The organism is Streptomyces sp. FH025, assembly GCF_017427025.1.
Taxonomy (GTDB): domain Bacteria; phylum Actinomycetota; class Actinomycetes; order Streptomycetales; family Streptomycetaceae; genus Kitasatospora.
Map to the genome: position 1 here is coordinate 1 of NZ_JAFLNG010001140.1, position 1408 is coordinate 1408.

1 protein-coding gene is annotated in these 1408 nt (G+C 75.6%); it reads right to left on the reverse strand.

The genetic code is table 11. The annotated features are described in order from the left end of the window. Positions 1-1408, reverse strand: a 1408-nt coding sequence (locus J0670_RS37990) for a polyketide synthase dehydratase domain-containing protein (protein ID WP_207817326.1), incomplete at both ends; no start/stop codon positions are given.

The window sequence follows — 1408 nt, forward strand, 5'->3', positions numbered from 1 at the left end:
GCGTAGGTGCCTTGGGGGAGGGTCCAGTTCGGGGTGACGGGAGTCCACTCCACCTCGAACAGCGCGTCGTTGCGGACGGCCTTGACGGCGCCCGCGAGCTGCTCGCGTGACATCGGCCGCAGGGCCAGCGACTCCACGGTGGCCACGGGACGGCCGGCCCCGTCGGCGATCAGCAGGGAGACCGCGTCCGACCCGGCGGACGCCAGCCGCACCCGGGCGGTGGCGGCACCCGTCGCGTACAGGCGGACGCCCGTCCAGATGAAGGGCAGGCGGGTCTCGCCGGTGCTCGGCAGGGCGCCGAGTTCGATGGCGTGCAGGGCGGCGTCCAGCAGGGCCGGGTGGAGGCCGAAGCGCCGGGCGTCGTCGGTCTGCGCCTGGTCCAGCGCGACCTCGGCGAACACCTCCTCGCCGCGCCGCCAGGCCGCCCGCAGGCCCTGGAACGCCGGGCCGTACTCCAGACCCAGCGCCGCCATGTCGTCGTAGCGGGTGGTCAGGTCGATCCGCTCGGCACCCTGCGGCGGCCACACCGACAGGTCGGCGGGCTCGGCGGCCCGGGCGGCGGAGAGCACACCGGTGCCGTGCCGCAGCCACGGCTGCGCCTCGTCCTCGCCTTCGGCGCGCGAGTGCACGCTGAAGGTGCGGCGGCCGGACTCGTCGGCCGCGCCCACGGTGACCTGCACCTTGAGTCCGCCGGTCGCGGGCAGCGCCAGCGGCGCCTCCAGCATCAGCTCGTCGACGGTGTCGCAGCCGACCTGGTCGCCCGCGCGGACGCCGAGCTCCACCAGGGCCGCGCCCGGGAACAGCACGCTGCCGAACACCGCGTGGTCCGCGAGCCAGGGGTGGGTGTCCAGCGAGAGCCGTCCGGTCAGCACCAACCCGTCGGAGTCGGCCAGCGAGACCGCCGCGCCGAGCAGCGGGTGGCCCGCCGGTCCGAGGCCGAGTCCGATGGCCGTCGCGTCGTCGTTGCGGGCGGCGGAGGTACTCAGCCAGTAGTGCTTGTGCTGGAAGGGGTAGTGGGGGAGGTCGACTCGGCGGCCCGCGACCAGCGAGCTCCAGTCGAGCGGCAGGCCGCGCGTCCAGGCCTGGGCGAGCGCGGCGGCCAGGGCCTCGGGCTCGGGGCGGTCCTTGCGCAGTGCGGAGATGAACTCGGGCTCGGCGCCCTCCTGGTCGGCGAGGCAGTCGCGCGCCATCGCCGTGAGCACACCGTCCGGGCCCAGCTCGACGAAGGTGGTGACGCCGCGCTCGTACAGGGCGCGGACGGCGTCGTTGAAGCGGACGGCCCCACGGGCGTGGCGCACCCAGTACTCGGGCCAGTCGAGCCCCTCGGCGGTGATCGGCGCGCCGGTGGCGGTCGAGAGCACGGTGATCGTCGGCGCGTTGTGGGTCAGCCCGGCGGCGACGGCGCGGT